Source organism: Gemmobacter aquatilis, from assembly GCF_900110025.1.
GTDB classification, from domain to species: Bacteria; Pseudomonadota; Alphaproteobacteria; order Rhodobacterales; family Rhodobacteraceae; genus Gemmobacter; species Gemmobacter aquatilis.
This window is the reverse complement of the sequence record NZ_FOCE01000005.1, coordinates 192,504-212,097: the sequence shown is the minus strand read 5'-3', so window position 1 is coordinate 212,097 and position 19,594 is coordinate 192,504. Positions and strand designations below refer to the sequence as shown.

The following is a 19,594-nucleotide window of genomic DNA, read 5'->3' as shown; positions in this document are numbered from 1 at the left end:
GGCGCGCAAGCTGTGCCCCTTCACACATCCTTACCGCAGGTTTCAACCCCTGAAGGAGCGATCATGCGCACTGTGGTCTTTGATCTGGACGGCACGCTGGCCGATACCAGCGCCGATCTGATCGCGGCGGCCAATGCCTGCTTTCGCGGGCTGGGGCACGGCGACCTGCTGGACCCGGAACAGGACGCGCTGACCGCGTTCCATGGCGGGCGGGCAATGCTGACGCTCGGCCTCTCTCGGCTGGGGATCGCCGATGATGCGCTGATCGCCGCGCAATATCCGGTGCTGCTGGCCGCCTATGCCGACGGGATCGACACCCATACCCGCCTTTACCCCGGCGCGGTGGAGGCGGTGCAGGCGCTGCGGGCGGCGGGCTATGCCACCGCGATCTGCACCAACAAGCCCGAAGGTCTGGCCGAAACCCTGACCCGGCGCCTTGGCATCCGTGATCTGTTCGGCAGCCTGATCGGCGCCGATACGCTGCCCACCCGCAAACCCGACCCCGCGCCCTATCTGGCGGCGGTGCATCAGGCCGGGGGCATCCCGGCCCGCTCGATCCTGATCGGCGACACGGAAACCGACCGCAAGACCGCCGCCGCCGTCGGCGTGCCCTGCGTGCTGGTCAGCTTCGGCCCCGAAGGCGCCGGGGTGGCGCGGCTGGCGCCCGAGGCGCTGCTGGACCATTACCGCGATCTGCCCGCCCTGGCCGACCGCCTGCTGGGGGCCTGAGCATGGAGCGTTTCACCGGCAGTTTCACCCAGCAGGAACCCCTGCCGCCCGAGGCGATCGACGCGGCGCTGCGTGTCATGCAATCGGGCCGCCTGCACCGCTACAACACCGCCCCCGGCGAGATCGCCGAAGCGGCGGCGCTGGAAGAGGAGTTCGCCGCCCAGACCGGCGCGCGCTACTGCCTTGCCGTTGCCTCGGGCGGCTATGCGCTGGCCTGCGCGCTGCGGGCCGTGGGGGTGCAGCCGGGGGATCGGGTGCTGACCAACGCCTTCACCCTGGCCCCGGTGCCGGGCGCGATTGCCAGCATCGGCGCTGTGCCGGTCTTCGTGGGCGTGACCGAAGGGCTGGTGATCGACCTTGACGATCTGGCCGCCAAGGCAGGGCAGGCGCGGGTGCTGCTGCTCAGCCATATGCGCGGCCATATCGTCGATATGGCGCGGCTGATGGCGCTGTGCGACGCCCAAGGCATCACGGTGATCGAGGATTGCGCCCATACGATGGGGGCAAGCTGGGCCGGGCGGCTGACCGGGCGCTGGGGGGCGGTGGGGTGCTTTTCGACGCAGACCTACAAGCACGCCAATTCCGGCGAGGGTGGGCTGCTGATCTCGGATGATGCGCAGGTCATGGCGCGCGCGATCCTGCTGTCGGGCAGCTACATGCTCTACGACCGCCACCGCGCCGCGCCGCCGCCCGAGGCTTTTGCCGATCTGCGGCTGGTCACGCCCAATATCTCGGGCCGGATGGACAATCTGCGCGCCGCGATCCTGCGCCCGCAACTGCGCGACCTTGCCACACAATGTGCCCGCTGGAACGACCGCTACCGCGTGCTGGAAGAGGGACTGGCCCAGACCCCCGGCCTGACCCTGATCGCCCGACCCGAGGCGGAGGGCTATGTCGCCTCCTCCTTCCAGTTCCTGCTGCTGGATTGGGCGCCCGAGGCGATCCGCGCCGTTACTGCCCGCTGCGCCGCGCGGGGGGTGGAGCTGAAATGGTTCGGCGCGCCCGAACCCGTGGCCTTCACCTCGCGCTATGAAAGCTGGCGCTATGCGCCGGGCGATCCGATGCCCGAAACCGACCGCATCCTGACTGCCATCCTCGACATGCGCCTGCCGCTGACCTTCAGCCTGGACGATTGCGCCCAGATTGCCCGGATCCTCCGCGCCGAGGTGTCGGCGGTGTTTCAGGGCGACCTGACGGCGCCCGATGCCGCAGCGCGCGCCGACTGATCCGTCGCCGGGGGGCTGTCTGCCCCCCACGGCCCTGCGGGCCTCCCCCCGAGGATATTTAGGAACAGAAAATGAAGCAGGGGGCCGCACCTTTCCATTTTCTGTCTGAAAATATCCTCAGGGGGTGAATTGGCCTCAGGCCAAGAGGGGGCGCGAGCGCCCCCTTCTGCTCCGCCGGATGCAGGGCGCGCCTTACGGCGCGGCATCGCCCAGCGGCACCACCGACAGTGACATCTTGCCCGAGCCCTGGGTCAACTCGCTGGCATGGGCGAGATAGACCAGCGCCTTGTTCTTCGCGTCATAGACCCGCGTCACCTTCAGCGATTTCAGGATCAGCGAGCGGCCCTCGCTGAACACCTCTTCACCGCCGCCGCTGCGGTCGATCTTGCCCAGCACGATCGGCCCGGTCTGTGTGCAATCCACCGCCGAATAGGACGGGTCTTCAAACCAGTTGCCCTGTTGCAGCCGGTCGATCACCGAGCGGTCGAAATAGGCCAGATGGCAGGTCACCCCCTGCACATCGGGATCGGCGAAGGCTTCGATGATGATGTCATTGCCCACCCAATCCACGCCGACCTGCCCGATCTCTTCGGCCAGGGCCGGACTGGCCAGCAGCGCTGCAATCACAGCCAGAACCTGTTTCATCTTTCTCTCCTGCGCTTTGCCTCAAGGTGGGGCAACGCAAGGCAACCCGCAAGGTTGGCGTGTCACGAAACGCTTGACGCGACTCGGTGAATACCTTTTATTGAACGAGCGTTCAATTCTTGGGAGGGAATGATGTTCACAAGCCCGATGCACTTCGATCTTGGCGAGGATGTCGCCGCCCTGCGCGACATGGTGCATCGCTGGGCGCAGGAGCGGGTGAAACCGCTGGCGGCGCAGGTGGACCGGGACAATGTGTTCCCCGCCGAGCTGTGGCGCGAGATGGGCGATCTGGGCCTGTTGGGCATCACCGTGCCCGAAGAGTTTGGTGGGGCGGGGATGGGCTATCTGGCCCATGTCATCGCCACCGAAGAAATCGCCCGCGCCTCTGCCTCGGTCAGCCTGTCTTACGGCGCCCATTCCAACCTCTGCGTCAACCAGATGAAGCTGAACGGCAGCCCCGAGCAGAAGGCGAAATACCTGCCCGGTCTGGTTTCCGGCACCCATGTCGGCGCTCTGGCGATGAGCGAGCCGGGCGCCGGGTCCGACGTGGTGTCGATGAAGCTGCGGGCGGAAAAGCGGAATGGCTATTACGTTCTGAACGGCTCCAAATACTGGATCACCAACGGGCCGGATGTCGATACGCTGATCGTCTATGCGAAAACCGATCCCGAGGCCGGGCCGAAAGGCATCACCGCCTTCATCGTCGAACGCGGCTTCAAGGGCTTTTCCACCAGCCCGCATTTCGACAAGCTGGGGATGCGCGGCTCGAATACCGGCGAGCTGGTGTTCGAGGATTGCGAAGTGCCGTTCGAGAATGTGCTGGGGGCCGAGGGCAAGGGCGTGCGCGTGCTGATGTCGGGCCTTGATTACGAACGGGTCGTGCTGTCGGGCATCGGCACCGGCATCATCGCCGCCTGTCTGGACGAGGTGATCCCCTATGCGAAAGAGCGCCACCAGTTCGGCCAGCCGATCGGGAATTTCCAGCTCATGCAGGCCAAGATCGCTGACATGTATGTCGCGCTCAACACCGCGCGCGCCTATGTCTACGAGGCGGCGCGCGCCTGCGACCGGGGCACCGTGACGCGGGCCGATGCGGCGGGCTGTGTGCTTTATGCCAGCGAACAGGCGATGGTGCAGGCGCATCAGGCGGTGCAGGCGCTGGGCGGCGCAGGGTTCCTGAACGACTCGGTGGTCAGTCGGCTGTTCCGCGACGCCAAACTGATGGAGATCGGTGCGGGCACATCGGAAATCCGCCGGATGCTGATCGGGCGCGAGCTGATGGCACAGGCATGATCGGGCCGGTGAAACAGGGGCGCAGGTTGAACCTGCACCCGGCCATGAAAAAGGGGCGCAGGCCAAGCCTGCACCCCAGTCCGCACCCCTCATCCCCGAGGAAGTCAGAACTTCATGATATACGAGATGCCCGCCACCAGCGGATTGACATCAACCTTGCCGATCTTGGCACCATCCAGATAGACATCGCTGTTGATGTCGATATAGCGCAGGTCCATCCGCAGCGCGCCGGTGTCGGACAGGGCGTAATCCATGCCCAGATGCGCGGCCAGACCCCAGCTGTCGTCGATGCTCAGATCGCCCAGGCTGGAGCTTTCTTCGAAGAACGTGGTGTAGTTCACGCCAACCCCCACGAAGGGCGTGATCGGGCCGCTGGTCGGAATGTGATAGTTGACCGAGACAGTCGGCGGCAATTGCTTGGTCGATCCGACACGATCCCCGCCAAGGTCGATGGAATGATGGAAGGGCAGGGCGCCCAGCACTTCGATGCCGATATTGTCGCGCACGAAATACTCGAAGGTGATGGTCGGGCGCACGCTGTCGCCGATATCGGTATCCGCCCCGGCGAGCGTGCCGTTATCGCTGGTCGGCGCCACATAGCCGATGCCGAAGCCGAACGTCATATCCCCTGCCGACTGGGCAAGTGCCGGGGCCGCCGTCGCGGCGAGCAGGACAAGGGCGAGAGAGGAGGTCTTCATGGTCGTGCCTTCCGTTGCATTACGCACCGAGCTATGCGCCCGGCCCAGATCGGCGACCTTGACCTGAATCAATTTCGTGACATGCGGGGCTGCGACATTCCGGCTCAGGCCCCTGTGGCACAACCTGTTGGGAAGGCGATATAAATCATGATTCTGAAATCTCGCATTCAGACCGGATCGGAAAGCTTCCGCGCCAACCGCGCCGCCCATCTGGCCCTGCTGGGCACCGTGGCCGGGGCGGCAGCTCAGGCGGCAGCAGGCGGTGGCGACAAGGCGATGTCCCGCCATGTGGCGCGCGGCAAGATGGCGCCGCGCGACCGGGTGGCCAACCTGCTTGATCCCGGTTCGCCCTTTCTGGAAATCGGCGCCATGGCAGCGCATGGGCTGTATGATGGCGCGGCGCCTTGCGCCGGGGTGATCGCGGGCATTGGCCGCATCCATGGGCAAGAGGTCATGGTGCTGTGCAACGACGCCACCGTGAAGGGCGGCACCTATTACCCGATGACCGTCAAGAAACACCTGCGCGCGCAGGAGATCGCCGAGGAATGCGCGCTGCCTTGCGTCTATCTGGTGGATAGCGGCGGCGCCAACCTTCCCAATCAGGACGAGGTGTTCCCCGACCGCGATCACTTTGGCCGCATCTTCTACAATCAGGCGCGGATGAGCGCCAAGGGCATCCCGCAGATCGCCGTGGTGATGGGCTCTTGCACTGCGGGCGGCGCCTATGTGCCCGCGATGTCGGATGTCACCATCATCGTCAAGGATCAGGGCACGATCTTCCTGGCCGGCCCGCCCTTGGTGAAGGCCGCGACGGGCGAGGTGGTCACGGCCGAAGACCTCGGCGGCGGCGATGTGCATACACGGCTGTCCGGCGTGGCCGATTATCTGGCCGAAGATGACGCCCATGCGCTGGCGCTGGCCCGCCGCGCCGTCCGCCACCTGAACCGCGCCAAACCCGCCACCGTGCAATGGCAATCGGTCGAAGACCCGGCCTATGATCCTGAGGAGATCCTGGGCGTGGTGCCCGGCGATCTGCGCACGCCTTACGACATCCGCGAGGTCATCGCCCGCGTGGTGGACGGCTCGCGCTTTGACGAGTTCAAGCCGCGCTTCGGCGAAACCCTCGTCACCGGCTTTGCCCATGTGATGGGCTGCCCGGTTGGCATCATCGCCAATAACGGCGTGCTGTTTTCCGAGGCCGCCGTGAAGGGCGCGCATTTCGTCGAATTGTGCAGCCAGCGCAATATCCCGCTGGTCTTCCTGCAAAACATCACTGGCTTCATGGTGGGCCGCAAATACGAAAACGAAGGCATCGCCCGCCACGGCGCCAAGATGGTGACCGCCGTCGCCACCACCAATGTGCCAAAGATCACCATGCTGGTCGGCGGCAGCTTCGGCGCGGGCAATTACGGCATGGCGGGCCGCGCCTATTCGCCCCGCTTCCTGTGGACTTGGCCCAATTCCCGCATCTCGGTGATGGGCGGCGAACAGGCGGCAGGGGTGCTGGCCACCGTGAAGCGCGACGCGCTGGACCGCGCGGGCACGGATTGGAGCGCCGAGGACGAGGCCGCCTTCAAACGCCCCACCATCGAGATGTTCGAGACGCAGAGCCATCCGCTCTACGCCACGGCCCGGCTGTGGGATGACGGCATCATCGACCCGCGCCGCACGCGGCAAACGCTGGCGCTCAGCCTCTCCGCCGCCCTTTGCGCCCCGATCGAGCCGACGCGCTTCGGCGTATTCCGTATGTAATGCCTCCGGCAGGAGTATTTGAGCCAAGGTGAATGCAGCTTCATCCTGGCAAAAATACTCTCGGGGGGCGCGGGGGGCAGACAGCCCCCCGGCGACATCACTCAAGGGGAGGAACGCCATGTTCCAGAAGATCCTGATCGCCAATCGCGGCGAAATCGCCTGCCGCATCATCGCCACCGCCCGCCGTCTGGGTGTGGCCACCGTCGCCGTCTATTCCGAGGCCGACGCGCAGTCCCGCCATGTGGCGCTGGCCGACGCGGCGGTGCCCATTGGTGGCCCGGCGCCGCGCGACAGCTATCTGCGCGGCGATGCCATCATCGCCGCCGCCAGGGCCACCGGCGCGCAGGCCATCCATCCCGGCTATGGCTTCCTGTCGGAAAACCCCGATTTCGTCGATGCCGTCACGGCGGCGGGGCTGGTCTTCATCGGCCCCTCGGCCAGCGCCATCCGCGCCATGGGGTTGAAGGATGCCGCCAAGCGGCTGATGTCTGCCGCAGGCGTGCCGGTCGTGCCCGGCTATCACGGCGACAATCAGGATCCCGAACATCTGGCCGGGGCCGCCGATACCATCGGCTATCCGGTGCTGATCAAGGCCGTGGCGGGCGGGGGCGGCAAGGGGATGCGCCGCGTCACCCGCCCCGCCGATTTCGCCGATGCGCTGGCCTCGGCCAAGGGCGAGGCCGCCACTGCCTTTGGCAATGACGCCGTGCTGATCGAGAAATATGTCGAAAAGCCCCGCCACATCGAGGTGCAGGTGTTCGGCGACGGCACCGATGCCGTGCATCTGTTCGAGCGTGACTGTTCGCTGCAACGCCGCCATCAGAAGGTGATCGAGGAAGCCCCGGCGCCGGGGATGCCCGCCGAAATGCGCGCCGCGATGGGCGAGGCTGCGGTGCGGGCCGCCCGTGCCATCGGCTATAGCGGTGCGGGGACCATCGAATTCATCGTCGATGCCTCTGACGGCCTGCGCCCCGACCGCTTCTGGTTCATGGAGATGAACACGCGGCTTCAGGTGGAACATCCGGTGACCGAGGCGATCACCGGCGTCGATCTGGTGGAATGGCAGTTGCGTGTGGCGGCGGGCGAGCCGCTGCCCCTGCGGCAGGACCAGCTTTCGATCACCGGCCATGCCTTCGAGGCGCGGCTTTATGCCGAAGACGTGCCTGCCGGTTTCCTGCCCGCCACCGGGCGGCTGGCGCATCTGGCCTTTCCGGCGGGATGCCGCGCCGATACTGGCGTGCGCAGCGGCGATGCGATCAGCCCGTGGTATGACCCGATGATCGCCAAGATCATCGTCCACGGCCCCACCCGTGCCGTGGCGCTGAACCAGTTGGCGCAGGCGCTGGCCCAAACCCAGGTGGCAGGCACCACCACCAACCTTGCCTTCCTCGGCGCGCTGGCCCGCCATCCGGGCTTTGCGGCGGGCGATGTGGATACCGGGTTGATCGAGCGTGATCTGCCCAGCCTGACCCGCACGCCCGACCCCTCGCCACAGATCCTCGCTGCCGCCCTGCTGGCCAGCGCCGACCTGCCTGCCGATCCGCTGGCGGGCTTCACCCTCTGGGCGCCGCTGGCCCGCAGCCTTGCCATCACGCGGGGGGATACCGTCACTGAAGGCACCCTGCGCCTGACGCCCGCGCCGCAGATCACGCTGGCGGGCGAAACGCTGACCCCCCGCCTGCCGGTGGTGAAGGCCGCAGGCCAGATCCATGTCTTCGATCACGGCACCTGTTTCAGCTTCACCCCGCAAGACCCGCTGGACCGCGCCTCCAGCGCCGGGGCTGCCGGCAATGCCACGCTGTCGCCCATGCCCGGCCTTGTGAAGGCGGTCTTCGTCTCCGCAGGGCAGGCGGTGGCCGAGGGCGACCGTCTGGCGATTCTGGAGGCGATGAAGATGGAACACACCCTCACCGCCGCCCGCGACGGCGTGGTGGCCGAGGTGCTGGTGGAACCCGGCGCGCAGGTCGAGGCGGGCGCCGCCCTGATCCTGCTGGAGGATGCCGCATGATCCGCCTGCATCACGTTCCCGGCTCGCGCAGCTTCCGCATCCTGTGGCTGCTGGAGGAGCTGGGCCTGACCTATGAGGTCCGCAACTGGCGGCTGGATGACGGCTCCACCCGCTCGCCCGAGTTTCTGGCGGTGTCGCCGATGGGCCGGGTGCCGGTGCTGGAGATTGACGGGCTGGCGATCTGCGAAAGCGGCGCGATCCTGCAATGGCTGGTCGAACGCCACCCCGAGGCGGGTCTGGCCCCGCCGCTGGGCACCGCCGAACGGGCGCGCTTTCTCGAATGGGTGCATTTCGCCGAAACGCAGGCGCCGATTCTGGAACAGCTCAACATCCAGCACATCTTCCTGCGCCCCGCCGAGGCGCGCTCTCCCGTGCTGATGAAGCTGCTGGTCAGGCGGCTGGCGGTCACCATGAAGGTGATGGAACAGGCGCTGGCCACGCGTGAGACGCTGCTGGACAGCGGCTTTTCCGCCGCCGATGTGATGCTGGGCTTCAACATCCCTGCCGTGTTCCGTTTCGTGCGGGCCAAAGGCTTCCCCCGGCTGGCGGCTTATGGCGCTGCCATGGCGGCCCGGCCCGCCTATCAGCGCGCGCTGGCGCAGGCGGGGGCGGATACGCTCTATACCCGCGATTTCTACGAGGTGCCCGATGCCTGAGCGTGCCGAAATCTTCGAAATGGGCCCGCGCGACGGGTTGCAGAACGAAAAGCGCCTGATCCCCACTGCGGAAAAGATCGCGCTGGTCGATCTCTTGTCACGCGCGGGCTTCCGGCGGATCGAGGTCACCAGTTTCGTCAGCCCGAAATGGGTGCCGCAGATGGCCGATGCGGCGCAGGTGCTGGCCGGGATCACCCGCGCACCCGGTATCCGCTATGCCGCGCTGACCCCCAACCTGCAGGGCTACGCGGCGGCAAAAGCGGCCCGCGCCTCGGAAGTGGCGATCTTCGCCTCGGCCTCCGAAGGCTTCTCGCGCGCCAATCTCAACTGCTCCATCGCCGAAAGTCTGGAACGTTTCGCGCCCTTGGCCGAGGCTGCGCGCGCCGATGGCCTCCCGCTGCGCGGCTATGTCTCGGTGGTCACCGATTGCCCGTTCGATGGCCCGACGCCGCCCGCGCAGGTGGCCCGCGTGGCCGCAGCCCTGCGCGATCTGGGCTGTTACGAGGTCAGCCTGGGCGACACGATCGGGCAGGGCACGCCCGCCACCATCACCGCCATGTTGCAGGCCGTGCTGGCGGAACTGCCGCCCGACCGGCTGGCGGGCCATTACCACGATACCGCAGGCCGGGCGCTGGACAATATCGAGGCGTCGCTGGCGCTGGGCCTGCGGGTGTTCGATGCGGCGGTGGGCGGCTTGGGCGGCTGCCCCTATGCGCCGGGGGCGGCGGGCAATGTGGCGACCGAGGCGGTCGCGGCCCGTCTGGCGGCCCTGGGCTTTGACACCGGCCTTGATCCGGTGATCTTGGAAGAAGCCGCGCAACTGGCGCGGGCGATGCGGGCAGGAGCAAGCGACCATGTATGACACCCTTACCCTGGAAACCGACGCGCGCGGTGTGGCGCGGCTGACGCTCAACCGACCCGAAAAGCACAACACCCTGTCCGCGAAGATGATCGAGGAACTGACGCAGGCCGCAGCGGCGCTGGGCGCCGATCCGGCGGTGCGCGTGGTGGTGCTGGCGGCGGTGGGCGACAGTTTCTGCGCGGGCGGCGATCTGACCTGGATGAAGGCGCAGATCGACGGTGATGCCACCACCCGGCGCGAGGGCGCCACCGCGCTGGCGCTGATGCTGGCGGCGCTGAACGCCCTGCCCAAGCCGCTCATCGGGCGGGTGCAGGGCCCGGCCTATGGCGGCGGGGTCGGGGTCATGTCGGTCTGCGATCTGTGCATCGGGGTGGAGGGCACGAAGTTCGGGCTGACCGAAACCAAGCTCGGCCTGATCCCCGCGACGATCTCGCCCTATGTGGTGGCGCGCATCGGCGCCACGGCGGCGCGGCGGCATTTCATGGCCTCGCGCCTGTTCGACGCGGTCGAGGCGCATCGCATCGGCCTGCTGTCCACCGTCACCGCCGCTGGCGATCTGGACGCGGCGGTGGAGGCCGAAGTGACCCCCTTCCTGTCCTGCGCCCCCGGTGCCGTGGCCGATGCCAAGGCGCTGGTGGCCCGTCTGGCGCCGCCCCCCGACCGTGCGCTGATCGACGCGACCATCGGCCTGCTGGTCGCCCGCTGGGAAAGCCCCGAGGCCGCCGAAGGCATCGCCGCCTTCCTTGGCAAGCGCAAGCCCGACTGGTCGCAGTGAGCGCGGCCAAGCCCGAGAGATTCCATCGGTCTTTGTCTATTCGCAGCGCAGCACCGGCAACGGCGCTGCGCTGCGGCGTCTTTATGGTGTGCAACGGTATACAATCGCCAAATCCCTGCGATTGGAATGGCTTTTTCGCCACCGCTTCGGTTGACCCGGCCATGGGCGCGGAGTAAACGGAACGCAGCAACGATCCGCGCGCGCCCGCCGTCCGGCATGGGCCGCCAGCCGAAGGAGCCACTCGTGGACGCACTTCTCCGAGAGTATCTGCCCATCCTGATCTTTCTGGCACTCGCCGTCGGCCTCGGCCTCGTGCTGATCCTCGCCGCCGTGATCATCGCGGTGCGCAACCCGGACCCCGAAAAGGTCTCGGCCTATGAATGCGGTTTCAACGCCTTCGACGACGCCCGGATGAAGTTCGACGTGCGCTTCTACCTCGTCTCCATCCTGTTCATCATCTTCGACCTCGAAGTGGCCTTCCTGTTCCCCTGGGCCGTGGCCTTCGGCGAGATTTCGATGTTGGGCTTCTGGTCGATGATGGTGTTCCTGGGCGTGCTGACGGTCGGCTTTGCCTATGAATGGAAGAAAGGGGCGCTGGAATGGGCGTGAGCACTTCAGCCAACCACGCGGCGAATGACCTCGATGCAGGCATGGTCGCGATGAACCGCGACCTGCAGGACAAGGGCTTCCTGCTCACCTCCACCGAAGACATCATCAACTGGGCGCGCACCGGCTCGCTGCACTGGATGACCTTCGGTCTGGCCTGCTGCGCGGTGGAAATGATGCACACCGCCATGCCGCGCTATGACGTGGAGCGCTACGGCTTCGCCCCGCGCGCCAGCCCGCGCCAGTCCGACGTGATGATCGTCGCCGGCACGCTGACCAACAAGATGGCCCCGGCGCTGCGCAAGGTCTATGACCAGATGCCGGAACCGCGCTATGTGATCTCCATGGGCTCCTGCGCCAATGGCGGCGGTTACTATCACTACAGCTATTCCGTCGTGCGCGGCTGCGACCGCGTGGTGCCGGTGGACATCTATGTTCCCGGCTGCCCGCCCACGGCCGAGGCGCTGATGTATGGCATCCTGGCCCTGCAGCGGAAGATCCGCCGCACCGGCACGCTGATCCGCTGAGGAGGAACCCATGTCCGAAGCCCTGATCCAGCTTGCCGAACACCTGACGCTGAAGCGCCCGCAGGCGATCATCGGCACCGACATCGCCTTTGGCGAGCTGAATGTCGATGTCGCCCTGTCACAGCTGCTGCCCTTCATCGACTTCCTCAAGACCGATGCCGCCTGCCGCTTCTCGACGCTGGTGGACATCACCGCCGTCGATCACCCGGAACGCCCGGCGCGCTTCGATGTGGTCTATCACTTCCTGTCGATGTATCAGAACCACCGCATCCGCGTGAAAGTCGCCGTGCGCGAGGACGAGATGGTCCCTTCGATCATCCCGGTGCATGAAAGCGCCAACTGGTTCGAACGCGAAGTGTTCGACATGTTCGGCATCCTGTTCTCCGGCCACCCGGACCTGCGCCGCATCCTCACCGATTACGGCTTCCGCGGCCATCCGCTGCGCAAGGATTTCCCGACCACCGGCTATACCGAGGTCCGCTATGACGAAGCGCAGAAGCGCGTCGTCTACGAACCGGTGAAACTGGTGCAGGAATACCGCCAGTTCGATTTCCTGTCTCCGTGGGAAGGCGCGCAATATGTGCTTCCCGGGGATGACAAGGCCAAGGCATAAGGGGCAACAGGTGGGCGGGGAACCGACAGTGCTGATCTGCGTGGGCGCGACGAAGGCCGGGACATCCTGGCTCTTCGATCACCTGTCCACGCATGACGACTGTCATCTGCGCTCGATCAAGGAGCTCCATTGGTTCGACATGCAGCATCACCACAACCATGACCGCTACATCACCGGCCTGACCCGCCGCGCTGCCAGCCTCGATGCGGGGCAGGCGGGGCTGACGGGCCGGGCCGCGCAGCGCGCTGCGCGCAAGCGGGCGGATGTGGCCGATTGGCTGGCCGTGGTGTCGCAGCGGGCCGATGATCTGGCGGCCTATCGCGGCTACCTGACCGGCGGCTGGCAGGGGCAGGCACTGGTCGCCGATCTGACCCCCGGCTATGCCCCGCTGCCCGAGGCCAGCTTTCGCCGGATGACCGAGGTCGCCGCCGATACCCGCTTTCTCTACCTGCTGCGCGATCCCGTCGCCCGGTTGTGGAGCCAGGTGCGCATGATGGCCCGCCGTCAGGTGACCGATGCCGCCGACTATCCGAAACGCGCCACCGCGCTGATGCGGCAGGAAATCGCCCGCATCACCACCGGCCAGCCCGACCGCGAGGATTACGCGGGCACGATCACCCGGCTGCAAGCCGTTGTGGCGCCTGCGCGGCTGAAGGTGATGTTTCAGGACGACATGCTCACCCCGCCCGGCCTGTCCCGTCTCTGGGGCTTTCTGGGCATCGGCGCGGGCAAGGCCGATTTCGCGCGCCGCGTGCTGGAAGGCGCGCCACTGGCGCTGCCCGCGCGGCTTGCCGCCAAGGCTCTGGCCGCGCTGCGGCCGCAATATGACTTCGTCGCCCGCCTCTTCCCGGAGCTTCCGGCAAGCTGGCACAAGACCCTGAATGAGGTTCACGCATGATGGACGGACAATTCGAAGACGCGCTGACGGGCGAGCAGAAGATCCGCAACTTCAACATCAACTTCGGCCCGCAACACCCTGCTGCGCATGGTGTTTTGCGTCTGGTGCTGGAGCTTGACGGCGAAATCGTGGAACGCTGCGACCCGCATATCGGCCTGCTGCATCGCGGCACCGAAAAGCTGATGGAAAGCCGCACCTATCTGCAGAACCTGCCCTATCTGGACCGGCTCGATTACGTCGCCCCGATGAACCAGGAACATGCCTGGTGTCTGGCCATCGAAAGGCTGTGCGGCGTGACCGTGCCGCGCCGCGCCTCGCTGATCCGCGTGCTGTATTCCGAAATCGGTCGCGTGCTGAACCACCTGCTGAACGTCACCACGCAGGCGATGGACGTGGGCGCGCTGACCCCGCCGCTCTGGGGCTTTGAAGAACGCGAAAAGCTGATGGTGTTCTACGAACGGGCCAGCGGCGCGCGTCTGCACTCGGCCTATTTCCGCCCCGGCGGCGTCCATCAGGATCTGCCCGAGGCGCTGCTGAACGACATCGAGCAATGGGCGGTGGAGTTCCCCCGCGTGCTGGACGATATCGACGGGCTGCTGACCGAAAACCGCATCTTCAAGCAGCGCAATGCCGATATCGGCGTTGTCACCGAAGACGATATCCTCAAATGGGGCTATTCGGGCGTCATGGTGCGCGGCTCTGGCCTCGCATGGGATTTGCGCCGCGCGCAACCCTATGAATGCTATGACGAATTCGACTTCAAGATCCCGATCGGCAAGAATGGCGATTGCTACGACCGCTACCTGTGCCGGATGCAGGAAATGCGCGAATCCACCTCGATCATCAAGCAGGCGATTGCCAAGCTGCGGGTCGAAAAGGGCGACGTGCTGGCGCGTGGCAAGCTGACGCCGCCGAAGCGGGGCGAGATGAAGACCTCGATGGAGGCGCTCATCCACCACTTCAAACTCTATACCGAAGGCTTCCACGTTCCGGCGGGCGAAGTCTATGCCGCCGTCGAGGCGCCCAAGGGCGAATTCGGCGTCTACATGGTCGCCGACGGCTCCAACAAACCCTACCGTGCCAAGCTGCGCGCGCCGGGGTTCCTGCACCTGCAATCCATGGACTACATCGCCAGAGGCCACCAGCTGGCCGACGTCGCTGCCATCATCGGCACGATGGACGTGGTGTTCGGGGAGATCGACCGCTAATGCTTCGCCGCCTGCACAAAGACCAGCCCGCCGCCTTCGCCTTCACCCCGGCGAATATGGAATGGGCACAGGGCCAGATTTCCAAATATCCCGCAGGCCGTCAGGCCTCGGCGATCATTCCGCTGCTGTTCCGCGCGCAGGAACAGGAGGGCTGGCTCAGCCGCCCGGCCATCGAATATGTGGCCGACATGTTGGGGCTTGCCTATATCCGCGCGCTGGAAGTGGCGACCTTCTACTTCATGTTCCAGCTGCAACCCGTTGGCACTGTTGCCCATATCCAGATCTGCGGCACCACGTCCTGCATGATCTGCGGCGCCGAGGAGCTGATCGCGGTCTGCAAGGAACTGATTTCGGCCCATCCCCACACGCCTTCTGCCGATGGCAAATTCTCGTGGGAAGAGGTCGAATGTCTGGGCGCCTGCGCCAATGCGCCGATGGCCCAGATCGGCAAGGATTATTACGAAGACCTCAGCCCCGCCAAGCTGCGCGAGCTGATCGCCCGCTTCTCCAACGGCGAAGTGCCAGTGCCCGGCTCGCAGATCGGGCGCTATTCGTCGGAACCGCTGAACGGGCTGACCGCGCTGAAAGAGTTTGAATCCGGGCGCACCCAGTATAACGCCTCGGTGCAACTGGCGACCGATATCGGCGATACGGTGAAGCGGATCGACGGCACCGAAGTGCCGATCCTGACGCCGTGGCGCGCCAAGCCCGCGCTGGCCGAACCGGCTGTGGCCGACGAGGCACCCGCCGCCGCCGCGGGCGGCATCGCCGCCCCGCTGGCCGAGGTGCTGACCGCCGCCAAACCCGAACTCGCCGAACCCGTGGCCGAAGGCGTGAAGCCCGCGCTGCTGTCGGCGCCGCGCGATGGCAAAGCCGACGATCTGCGCGTGCTGGAAGGCATCGGTCCGAAGATCGAGGCGCTGTGCCACGAACTCGGCATCTACCATTTCGACCAGATCGCCGCCTTCACCGAGGCGGAGGTCGCTTGGGTCGATGCCAATCTGAAAAGCTTCAAGGGCCGTGTCGTCCGTGACAAATGGGTGGCGCAGGCGAAAATCATCGTCGAGCAGGGCATGGAAGAATTCCTCCGCCGTGCGAAGACCAACGACTACTGAGGCGCCGGGATGAGCAGCCCGACCCCCGAGGACAAGCGACAGGCGCGCGATGCGCGCACCGTCGCGCTGGTCATCGTGGGGGCGATGCTGCTCTGGCTTCTGGCGCAGGGTCTTGGGGGGATGTATGGCTGGGATCCCCGCTATGCCTTCCTCTTCGACCTCGCCGCACTGGCCGCGTTCATCTGGGCGCTGGTTGTCACGTATCAGATCTGGCGGCGGCACAAGGCTGCTGGCCGGGGAAATTGAGGGCAGAACATGCTGCAGGATCAGGACCGGATCTTCACGAACCTCTACGGGATGCACGACCGCACCCTCAAGGGTGCGATGAAACGCGGCCATTGGGACAATACGGCGGGCCTGCTGGCGCTGGGGCGTGACGGCATCATCCAGATCATGAAGGACTCAGGGCTGCGCGGCCGGGGCGGCGCAGGCTTCCCGACCGGCATGAAATGGTCCTTCATGCCCAAGCAAAGCGATGGCCGCCCGTCCTATCTGGTGGTCAACGCCGACGAATCCGAACCCGCCACCTGCAAAGACCGCGAAATCATGCGCCACGATCCGCATACGCTGATCGAAGGTTGCCTTGTTGCCGGTTTCGCCATGAACGCCGTGGCCGCCTATATCTACATCCGCGGCGAATACATCCGCGAGAAAGAGGCGCTGCAGGCCGCCATCGACGAATGCTATGACGCGGGTCTGATCGGCAAGAACGCCTGCAAGTCGGGCTATGATTTCGACGTGTACCTGCATCACGGGGCGGGCGCCTATATCTGCGGCGAAGAAACCGCGCTGCTGGAAAGCCTGGAAGGCAAGAAGGGCATGCCGCGGATGAAACCGCCGTTCCCGGCCGGCTCGGGCCTTTACGGCTGCCCGACCACGGTGAACAACGTGGAATCCATCGCCGTGGCGCCGACCATCCTGCGCCGGGGCGCCGCGTGGTTCGCGGGCTTTGGCCGCCCGAACAATGCGGGCGTCAAGCTGTTCGCCATGTCGGGCCATGTGAACACCCCCTGCGTGATCGAAGAATCCATGTCGATCTCGATGAAGGAACTGATCGAGAAACATGGCGGCGGCGTGCGCGGCGGCTGGAAGAACCTCAAGGCGGTGATCCCCGGCGGGGCAAGCTGCCCGGTGATCCCGGCGGACAAATGCGAAGACGCGATCATGGATTACGACGGGATGCGCGCGCTGCAATCCTCGTTCGGCACCGCCTGCATGATCGTGATGGACCAGAACACCGACATCGTGAAGGCGATCTGGCGTCTGGCGAAGTTCTTCAAGCATGAATCCTGCGGCCAATGCACGCCCTGCCGCGAAGGCACCGGCTGGATGATGCGGGTGATGGATCGCCTGGTGCGCGGCGAGGCCGAGGTCGAGGAAATCGACATGCTGCTGTCGGTGACCAAACAGGTCGAAGGCCACACGATCTGCGCCCTTGGCGACGCCGCCGCTTGGCCGATCCAGGGCCTGATCCGCCATTACCGCGACGAGATCGAGGACCGCATCAAGGCCAAGAAGACCGGCCGCATGGGCGCGATGGCGGCGGAATAAGATGAATATGCACCCCCTCATCAGCATGGGTGTCGTCGCGGGCCTTTCGGCCTGCGTCGCCGCACCTGCGACGCCAAGGGGGCCGCAGCCGACCTATGGGCCGTCGCAGACCGTGGAATATCGGGGTGTGGCGTTCCAGTCGAAACTACTGGCCGGGCAGCCGGGCCGGGCGCTGACCCCGGCTGGGGCGGTGCCGGTCGATGGGCTGCGCGTGGTCGTGGCGCCGTTCGCCGACGATCAGGGCCGCATGGCCAAGGACGTGGCGCGCATCGCCTGCGACCGCGCCGGGGGCCGGTTCAACACTTCCGCGCTGGGGACATATGTCAACGGCGCATGGGTTTTCGAGGGGGGCTGCGCATGACTCCCTTTCAACAGATGACGGCGCGGGGCCTTGCCCCGTCGCGGATTTCGGCGGAGTAACCTGATGAGCAACCTCAAGAAAATCATCATCGACGGCATCGAGGTCGAGGTTGACGCCGCGATGACGATCATTCAGGCGGCCGAGGTCGCCGGGATCGAAATCCCGCGTTTCTGCTATCACGAGCGTCTGTCCATCGCGGGCAACTGCCGGATGTGTCTGGTCGAGGTCGTGGGCGGCCCGCCCAAGCCCGCCGCCTCTTGCGCCATGCAGGTGCGCGACCTGCGCCCCGGCCCGAATGGCGAACCCGCCGTGGTGAAAACCAATTCGCCGATGGTCAAGAAGGCCCGCGAAGGCGTGATGGAGTTCCTGCTCATCAACCACCCGCTGGATTGCCCGATCTGCGATCAGGGCGGCGAATGCGACCTGCAGGATCAGGCCATGGCTTATGGCGTGGATTTCAGCCGCTACCGCGAGCCGAAGCGCGCGTCGGAAGACCTGAACCTCGGGCCGCTGGTCGAAACCAAGATGACCCGCTGCATTTCCTGCACCCGCTGCGTGCGCTTCACGACCGAGGTCGCGGGCATCACCCAGATGGGGCAGACCGGGCGCGGCGAGGATAGCGAGATCACCTCCTACCTCAACGAAACGCTGGCCTCGAACCTGCAGGGCAACATCATTGATCTGTGCCCGGTCGGCGCGCTGACCTCCAAACCCTATGCCTTCACCGCCCGCCCGTGGGAGCTGACCAAGACCGAATCCATCGACGTGATGGATGCGCTCGGCTCGAACATCCGCATCGACACCAAGGGCCGCGAAGTGATGCGCATCGTGCCGCGCAACCATGACGGCGTGAACGAGGAATGGCTGAGCGACAAGTCCCGCTTCATCTGGGACGGCCTGCGCCGTCAGCGGCTGGATACGCCCTATATCCGCGAAAACGGCCGTCTGCGCAAAGCCAGCTGGGGCGAGGCGCTGGCCGCCGCCGCGAGCGCGATGAAGGGCAAGAAACTGGTCGGCCTCGTCGGCGATCTGGTGCCGGTCGAAGCGGCCTACAGCCTGAAGACACTGGTCGAGGCGATGGGCGGCAAGGTTGAATGCCGCACCGATGGCGCGCGCCTGCCTGCGGGCAATCGCGCCGCCTATGTCGGCACCGCCGCGATCGAGGATATTGATACCGCCAAGGCGATCTGGCTGATCGGCACCAACCCTCGCAACGAGGCGCCGGTGCTGAACGCCCGCCTCCGCAAGGCCTGGACCAAAGGCGCGCAGGTCAACCTGATCGGCCCCGCCGCCGATCTGACCTATGATTACACCCATCTCGGCACCGACCGCGCCGCGCTGGTCGCCGCCGCGAAATCCGCCACCCAGACGGGCGGCGTGGTGATCGTGGGGCAGGGCGCGCTGACCGAAGCCGATGGCGAGGCGGTTCTGGCCCATGCACAGGCGCTGGCCGCCGCTGCGGGTGCCGGTCTCTTGGTGCTGCACTCTGCCGCCGCCCGTGTCGGCGCGATGGATGTCGGCTGCACCACCGAAGGCGGCCTTGCCGCCGCGCTGGACGGGGCCGAGGTGATCTACAATCTGGGCGCCGACGAGGTGGAAATCGCCGCCGGGGCCACGGTGATCTATCAGGGCAGCCATGGCGACCGCGGCGCGCACCGCGCCGACATCATCCTGCCGGGCGCCGCCTATACCGAAGAAAACGGCTTGTTCGTGAACACCGAAGGCCGCCCGCAACTGGCGCAGCGCGCCGGGTTCGCGCCGGGCGAGGCCAAGGAAAACTGGGCGATCCTGCGCGCGCTGTCCGCCGAAATCGGCACGACGCTGGCCTGGGACAGCCTTGCCGCGCTGCGCCATGCCATCCTCAACGTGCATCCGCATCTGGGGCAGATCGACGAGGTGCCCGCCAACACCGGCCCGGCACTGGCGCTGCGTGATCCGGGGGCTGCCACCTTCCGCGTTGCGGTGAAGGATTTCTACCTGACCAACCCCATCGCCCGCGCCTCTGCCCTGATGGGCGAGCTGTCGGCCATGGCCATCGCGCGGGCGCAAACCCCGCTCGCGGCGGAGTAAG

The 19,594-nt window shown here is 66.2% G+C and carries 20 protein-coding genes; 18 read left to right on the top strand and 2 right to left on the bottom strand.

Going from position 1 to position 19,594, the window contains the following annotated elements:
* Positions 1-63: 63 nt before the first annotated feature.
* Together BMX43_RS10965 and BMX43_RS10960 are read left to right on the top strand one after the other, a co-directional pair.
* On the top strand, positions 64-729 hold the full coding sequence (locus BMX43_RS10965) for an HAD-IA family hydrolase (protein ID WP_091301268.1): 666 nt from the start codon (positions 64-66) through the stop codon (positions 727-729).
* Between the two features lie 2 nt (positions 730-731).
* A complete protein-coding gene (locus BMX43_RS10960; protein WP_091301266.1) occupies positions 732-1,955 on the top strand; it encodes a DegT/DnrJ/EryC1/StrS family aminotransferase in 1,224 nt (407 codons plus the stop codon).
* Positions 1,956-2,147: 192 nt separating this feature from the next.
* Here BMX43_RS10960 and BMX43_RS10955 read toward each other — a convergent pair whose 3' ends face one another.
* The gene (locus BMX43_RS10955; protein WP_091301263.1) at positions 2,148-2,600 is read right to left on the bottom strand and encodes a CreA family protein; all 453 of its coding nucleotides are present in this window, start codon (positions 2,598-2,600) and stop codon (positions 2,148-2,150) included.
* 132 nt (positions 2,601-2,732) lie between these two features.
* Here BMX43_RS10955 and BMX43_RS10950 point away from each other — a divergent pair, with 132 nt between their 5' ends.
* On the top strand, positions 2,733-3,893 hold the full coding sequence (locus tag BMX43_RS10950; RefSeq protein ID WP_091301475.1) for an isovaleryl-CoA dehydrogenase: 1,161 nt from the start codon (positions 2,733-2,735) through the stop codon (positions 3,891-3,893).
* A gap of 104 nt (positions 3,894-3,997) precedes the next feature.
* On the opposite strand, the gene BMX43_RS10945 is transcribed toward BMX43_RS10950, so the two are convergent.
* Entirely contained in the window at positions 3,998-4,591 is a 594-nt protein-coding gene (locus BMX43_RS10945; RefSeq protein ID WP_091301473.1) for an OmpW/AlkL family protein, read from the bottom strand.
* A 147-nt stretch (positions 4,592-4,738) separates the two neighbouring features.
* Here BMX43_RS10945 and BMX43_RS10940 point away from each other — a divergent pair, with 147 nt between their 5' ends.
* The 15 genes from BMX43_RS10940 (at position 4,739) to nuoG (ending at position 19,593) form a co-directional block, all read left to right on the top strand.
* Positions 4,739-6,343, top strand: a complete 1,605-nt coding sequence (locus BMX43_RS10940) for a carboxyl transferase domain-containing protein (protein ID WP_091301261.1) — start codon at positions 4,739-4,741, stop codon at positions 6,341-6,343.
* A 118-nt stretch (positions 6,344-6,461) separates the two neighbouring features.
* A complete protein-coding gene (locus tag BMX43_RS10935) occupies positions 6,462-8,351 on the top strand; it encodes an acetyl/propionyl/methylcrotonyl-CoA carboxylase subunit alpha (RefSeq protein WP_091301259.1) in 1,890 nt (629 codons plus the stop codon).
* Positions 8,348-9,007, top strand: coding sequence for a glutathione S-transferase family protein (locus BMX43_RS10930; protein ID WP_175482087.1), 660 nt, complete (start codon positions 8,348-8,350; stop codon positions 9,005-9,007). Before BMX43_RS10935 ends, BMX43_RS10930 begins: the two co-directional genes overlap by 4 nt.
* Positions 9,000-9,869, top strand: a complete 870-nt coding sequence (locus BMX43_RS10925; protein WP_091301257.1) for a hydroxymethylglutaryl-CoA lyase — start codon at positions 9,000-9,002, stop codon at positions 9,867-9,869. The genes BMX43_RS10930 and BMX43_RS10925 overlap by 8 nt, the downstream gene beginning before the upstream one ends.
* Positions 9,862-10,644 (top strand): crotonase/enoyl-CoA hydratase family protein, encoded by a 783-nt coding sequence (locus BMX43_RS10920; protein WP_091301255.1) that lies wholly within the window; start codon positions 9,862-9,864, stop codon positions 10,642-10,644. Before BMX43_RS10925 ends, BMX43_RS10920 begins: the two co-directional genes overlap by 8 nt.
* Before the next feature lie 243 nt (positions 10,645-10,887).
* On the top strand, positions 10,888-11,253 hold the full coding sequence (locus BMX43_RS10915) for an NADH-quinone oxidoreductase subunit A (RefSeq protein WP_091301469.1): 366 nt from the start codon (positions 10,888-10,890) through the stop codon (positions 11,251-11,253).
* Complete coding sequence (locus BMX43_RS10910; protein WP_091301253.1) at positions 11,244-11,777, top strand: NuoB/complex I 20 kDa subunit family protein; 534 nt, start codon at positions 11,244-11,246, stop codon at positions 11,775-11,777. Before BMX43_RS10915 ends, BMX43_RS10910 begins: the two co-directional genes overlap by 10 nt.
* 10 nt (positions 11,778-11,787) lie before the next feature.
* Positions 11,788-12,390 (top strand): NADH-quinone oxidoreductase subunit C, encoded by a 603-nt coding sequence (locus tag BMX43_RS10905; protein WP_091301251.1) that lies wholly within the window; start codon positions 11,788-11,790, stop codon positions 12,388-12,390.
* Positions 12,391-12,400: 10 nt separating this feature from the next.
* Positions 12,401-13,288, top strand: coding sequence for a sulfotransferase (locus tag BMX43_RS10900; protein WP_175482086.1), 888 nt, complete (start codon positions 12,401-12,403; stop codon positions 13,286-13,288).
* Positions 13,288-14,496, top strand: coding sequence for an NADH-quinone oxidoreductase subunit D (locus BMX43_RS10895; protein ID WP_175482093.1), 1,209 nt, complete (start codon positions 13,288-13,290; stop codon positions 14,494-14,496). The genes BMX43_RS10900 and BMX43_RS10895 overlap by 1 nt, the downstream gene beginning before the upstream one ends.
* Positions 14,496-15,611, top strand: coding sequence for an NADH-quinone oxidoreductase subunit NuoE (nuoE, locus tag BMX43_RS10890; protein ID WP_091301244.1), 1,116 nt, complete (start codon positions 14,496-14,498; stop codon positions 15,609-15,611). The genes BMX43_RS10895 and nuoE overlap by 1 nt, the downstream gene beginning before the upstream one ends.
* Positions 15,612-15,620: 9 nt before the next feature.
* Positions 15,621-15,857 carry a DUF5337 domain-containing protein gene (locus BMX43_RS10885; protein ID WP_091301242.1) on the top strand — a complete coding sequence of 79 codons (237 nt, stop codon included), beginning with the start codon at positions 15,621-15,623 and terminating at the stop codon, positions 15,855-15,857.
* A gap of 9 nt (positions 15,858-15,866) precedes the next feature.
* Entirely contained in the window at positions 15,867-17,162 is a 1,296-nt protein-coding gene (nuoF, locus tag BMX43_RS10880; protein ID WP_091301240.1) for an NADH-quinone oxidoreductase subunit NuoF, read from the top strand.
* Positions 17,163-17,169: 7 nt separating this feature from the next.
* Positions 17,170-17,523 carry a hypothetical protein gene (locus BMX43_RS10875; RefSeq protein ID WP_139201562.1) on the top strand — a complete coding sequence of 118 codons (354 nt, stop codon included), beginning with the start codon at positions 17,170-17,172 and terminating at the stop codon, positions 17,521-17,523.
* 63 nt (positions 17,524-17,586) lie between these two features.
* A complete protein-coding gene (gene nuoG / locus BMX43_RS10870) occupies positions 17,587-19,593 on the top strand; it encodes an NADH-quinone oxidoreductase subunit NuoG (protein WP_091301235.1) in 2,007 nt (668 codons plus the stop codon).
* Position 19,594: the final 1 nt, after the last annotated feature.